The 4,854-nt window shown below is 39.6% G+C and carries 4 protein-coding genes; 3 read left to right on the top strand and 1 reads right to left on the bottom strand.

Annotated features, from left to right (window positions below; all coding sequences use genetic code 11):
• Positions 1-588: 588 nt before the first annotated feature.
• A complete protein-coding gene (locus AACQ42_RS16980; RefSeq protein WP_088733239.1) occupies positions 589-1,182 on the bottom strand; it encodes a hypothetical protein in 594 nt (197 codons plus the stop codon).
• 338 nt (positions 1,183-1,520) lie between these two features.
• Between AACQ42_RS16980 and AACQ42_RS16975 the strand changes: the two genes are divergently transcribed.
• The 3 genes from AACQ42_RS16975 (at position 1,521) to AACQ42_RS16965 (ending at position 4,233) form a co-directional block, all read left to right on the top strand.
• Entirely contained in the window at positions 1,521-1,925 is a 405-nt protein-coding gene (locus tag AACQ42_RS16975; protein WP_088729545.1) for a hypothetical protein, read from the top strand.
• A 175-nt stretch (positions 1,926-2,100) separates the two neighbouring features.
• Entirely contained in the window at positions 2,101-3,696 is a 1,596-nt protein-coding gene (locus AACQ42_RS16970; protein WP_094165832.1) for a hypothetical protein, read from the top strand.
• A 177-nt stretch (positions 3,697-3,873) separates the two neighbouring features.
• Positions 3,874-4,233, top strand: a complete 360-nt coding sequence (locus AACQ42_RS16965) for a VOC family protein (RefSeq protein WP_094165830.1) — start codon at positions 3,874-3,876, stop codon at positions 4,231-4,233.
• Positions 4,234-4,854 lie beyond the last annotated feature (621 nt).

Below are 4,854 nucleotides of genomic sequence, written 5' to 3'. Positions count from 1 at the left end.
GGGTGGTAGCGTTGCTCACCCCTTAATTGGGCGTTATGCAACTCAGGTAAAATTAGGGGTTCAATCTTGTGGGATTTCTCCGGCCATTCGTTTTGTGTTGTCGGCAAATGAGCACTTCCACCCTCAAATTCGTGGTTAACTCAAACCGTAAAACAGGCAAGGCTCTTTGTTTGCCTCAATCAGTTTTAGCGCTAGCGTGTTGTGAATTTAGCAGGTGCAAAGTGTGGAAAGGGCAAGTTTTTCGAGCATTTCGCATTTTCTGAAAGTCTTGCTGGTTGAGTTTTCCTGATTCAAAAGCTTGGTTTGTTGTTGAAAGGTGGACTTTGTTTTGGCCGCTTATTTATCGCAGTTCTTGCTTGGGTTGATTCTTGAATCACTCAGCCATTGCAATCGTGGCTTTTGGTCGTGTAAATTCGGTTTATCTCATTGAATTTGCATAACAAACGGCTCAAGAGGGATTGCCAACGCTTGGCGATTTTAGTGCAAAATTGCAGTTCAGTGTTTAAGTGTGTTTTTTGAGTTCGGTGGTGCGTTGTCAACCCCTTAGCCGGGCGTTAGCCAAAAAAATGGGCATCCATGCCACACATTTTAAGCTACCTCTAGCCAAAATTTCTCAAGTTCCTTGATCTCGTTATTTATTCTGTCATAGATTTTTTCGTAGTTACCATTGAAGAAGTACTCTTTGCCAGAAGTTAAATCTAGGACTGAATATTCAAAACCACTGTCATTAATTGACTCCTCCATCAAAGCACAGATGATATTTGCTCTTTCCTGAGTCATTTTGTCACTACTACTGAAATGGAGCTTAACTAGGCGTGGTTGACCGTTTAACACAACATGGAGTTCAGGGTTACAAGTGATGCTCGTTTGTGAAAAGTTGTAGTGTTCTCTTGGTGGATCAAAAGCCTTAATATTTTTACCAGATTGCCAATCTTTAAAAGTATTGACGATCATTTCATATTTTTGCTTTTTAGTTCCCTCTTGACGGTTGCATATTGTGTAAAGGTGAGAAATATGTCGCTTTGCAATGAACAGACGTTTAATCGAGTTTCGTAATGGACCATAGTAGTCACGAAATGCAGCATAAGGCTCGCGGTTAGCGATGTTTTTTACCCTTGTCTGCTTTGGCCTTCCCGAAGTTACAACGATTAAAGAAAACTCAGACACACTTAATGTAGGCATTCAAAATCCTCAAGTTATTGGCTCGATGTCACATTATCACTTATGGTATGTGTTGCAATGTAACATTATTAAGTTTGTGGTTATTTCATTGGGTTTCATCTGGAAATGTGACTTAACCATATGTAGTACGTTGTTTTGATTGCAAGCACTATATGTGGTGTTTTCTGGCTAACAAACTGCTCAAGAGGGATTCGCAACGCGTGGCATTTTTATTATGCGTTGAATTTAGTGATTAAGGTGGTGTGCGGCGGCTTCGGTATTGCGTTGCTCACCCCTTAGCAGGGCGTTATGTATTTCTAAGATGTCCTACAGTGTGTTATCAAAATGGAGAGATATAAATGGCAGAGATATTTGCTTTACAAGGTATAGGAAGTAGCGGAAAAACCTCTACATTGAAAGAGGTTTTCAATCAACTCAGGACTAAATATCCTACTGCTCCTATCAACATCATAAACAACGGTGCGGATATTACAGTAGTGATTGATATTAATGGGATAAAAGTAGGCATTGAAAGCCAAGGTGACCCAAATAGTAGGTTGCAAACTAGTTTGCCATATTTTGTGTCTCTAAAATGTGACGTAATATTTTGCGCGGTAAGAACGAAAGGAATGACTGTTCAATGGGTTAATCAATGTAGTAACAAGTATAAAGTTCAATTTGTTCCAAAGTTACAGTCATCTAATGGACACGCTCAAATAAATTTGCAACAGGCATTAAACTTAATTTCTATGGCGGGTCTGTAAAAAATACATAACAAACGGCTCAAGAGGGATTGCCAACGCGTGGCGACTTTAGTGCAAAATTGAAATTCAGTGTTTACAGTGTGTTTTTTGAGTTCGGCGGTGCGTTGTCAACCCCTTAGCCGGGCGTTATGTGCCTGATTAATCGCAGTAAAATCTATTAAATAGAGAGTTAAATTTGAAATTTATAATTTTCATTGTGTTAACAGTGTCGCTTCTGTTTTTTGCAGGTAGTGCTGATCTTGAAAAGATAACCCCTTGGCTTATTGGAGTGAGCTTTACAGTATCGATTTTCTCAATAAACTTTACGTTTTTTGGATACCAGTTATCTAAATATAAGCCGATTTACGATCAAATTAGCAAAAGGCAGTGGTTTCATATTGTTTTTCTCATGGTCATCCCGTTTGCGCCACTACTAGCTTATTTAGCTACTCCTGACCTGTTTGCTTATGTTTCTTTGGGTAGCCTCCCGTTGCTGTTTTTATCATCATTAGACAATGCGGTTTTGACAATGAACTGTCTCAACCCAATCAAGTTTATAAGTGATAGAACGACGTCTTCTAAGGTAAATGCTTACAATAGTAAATTGGCAAATTGTATTAAACGAGAAGTAAAGGAACATGAAGAATTCCTTTTAAACAAAGATAAGTTTCAAATTCCAATGCATGGATTTACATTTGAGCCAACGATATTGGGCTTAGAGGAAAGTGATATTTGGGATTCTTTATCATTGGTTAATGGCTTATCACTAGAAAACTCTGACCATCCAACTTTCAAATACAACCTTAATGTAGCACTTAAGACATTGCTAAAATCTTACGAATTTAAGAGTGGCAAAGATTCTGATTACAGAGTTGATTTCGGCATTAACCATGTTTCTCGGCAAAGATTCCGAGCGATCATCAGTCATGTAGTAGAAGAAGATAAGCAAGGTGTGTTTTTACATACTTTAGCTGGTGAGTTATGTAGCTATCTTATGCAGCCTGAAATATTGAATAAACCATGTTCAGAGCTTACAAGAGCAATTGCATCTGAAGCCGTTTGGGTTGCTCAACGTCTGTTGACGGATACTTCGGTTGTTGAGCCAACAAAGGTACTAAATACTTTACATAGGGTAGCTGAACTAGGTATTTACAGGCTCGAAAATAATAAGCCGTCTGACACTGAAACAGATTTAGATAAACACAATATTGCGGTGTACGCACATGATATAAAGTCCTTAGCAGTCAGTGCGTTAGAAAATGGTAATAATCACTTTGCATACCGTTGTATGGAGACTTTATCGTATCTAGGCTGTAATTCCGCGAAATTGCAAGCGAGAGAAATAGTGACGTCTGTATTTGAAGGAATTATCCATATTGGAAGGGTATCTCGTAATTTGAATATTGGGTGTTTTTGGTCACGTTGTTTAATACCAGCAGAGAGCCATGCAGAAGAGTTTTTAGGTCATATCGTTACGTGGTTAGTTTCGGATATCAAAGAAGATGGTTCTTTCTTTATGAAAGAATTTGCCGAACAAGCTTACTCAAGGTTAAGAGGTGTTCAATGTATACTCGAACCAAAGGGCGGGCGTCATCCCAAGTTTTGGGTAACTGAATTACAACGTGAATCAAAGGCAATTCCACATATAGAACATGAGTCAGGGATGTTTGGTTATTGTGGAGAACTGGATTACTCAGATTTTAACAACTTGAAAGAATACAAATTGTATGGCATTAGCCCCAAGAGTTCAGGTGGAATTATTCGTTCCGATCCTATTCCCCTTGATCTCTAGTCGGTTCAACGCGCAAGGCACATAACAAACTGTTTAAGAGTGATTCGCAACGCGTGGCATTTTTACTGTGCGTTGCGTTTAGCGTTTAAGGTGGTATGCGGAAACATCGGTATTGCGTAGCTCACACCTTAACAGGGCGTTATACGCTATATGGAAATTTAACAATGGAGTCGTGAAATGAATCCGAATGAAAAGCTGAATTATGTCGAGTTTGCAGCAAAAAATTTAGAGGCAACAAAATCATTTTTCTCTTCAGTTTTTGGCTGGGAATTTACTGATTATGGTCCTGAATATACAGCATTCTCAAATCAGGGTTTAGATGGCGGTTTTTTTAAAGCTGACTGTTGTAGTCAGACAGCATCGGGTGGTGCACTTCTTATCTTTTATAGCTCAAACATAGAAACCACTTTAGCCAAAGTCCAGAATAGCGGTGGTCAAATTATTCGCCCAATTTTTGATTTTCCCGGAGGCTGTCGTTTCCATTTTATTGAGCCAAGCGGTAACGAATTTGCAGTGTGGTCGGAAGCACGCGTATAACAAACGGCTCAAGAGGGATTGCCAACGCTTGGCGGTTTTAGTGCAAAATTGCAGTTCAGTGTTTACGGTGTGTTTTTTGAGTTCGGCGGTGCGTTGTCAACCCCTTAGCCGGGCGTTATGCAACTCAGGTAAATTTAGGGGTTCAATCTTTTGGATTTCTCCAGCCATTCGTTTGGTATTGTCGGCAAATGAGCTTTTTTACCCTAAAATTCGTGGTTTACTTAAGCCGTAAAACAGGCAAGGTTCTTTGTTTGCCTCAATCAGTTTTGGTGCTGGTTTGTTGTGAATTTAGCGTGCGCAAAGTGTGGAAAGTGCAAGTTTATCGATCGTTTTGCACTTGCTGAATTTTTCGCCCGTTGAACTTGTCTGTTCCAAAAGCTTGGTTTGTTGCTGAAGGGTGGACTTTGTTTTGGCGGCTTATTTATCATGGCTCTGGTTTGGGTTGGTTCTTGAATCACTCAACCATTGCAATTGTGGTTTTTGGTCGTGTAAAGTGGTTTTATCTCATTGAATTTGCATAACAAACGGCTCAAGAGGGATTGCCAACGAGTGGCGACTTTAGTGCAAAATTGCAGTTCAGTGTTTAAGTGTGTTTTTTAAGTTCGGCGGTGCGTTGTCAAC

The organism is Vibrio sp. V12_P9A6T4, from assembly GCF_963874835.1.
GTDB lineage: Bacteria > Pseudomonadota > Gammaproteobacteria > Enterobacterales > Vibrionaceae > Vibrio > Vibrio anguillarum.
This window is presented reverse-complemented; position numbering and strand designations above follow the sequence as displayed.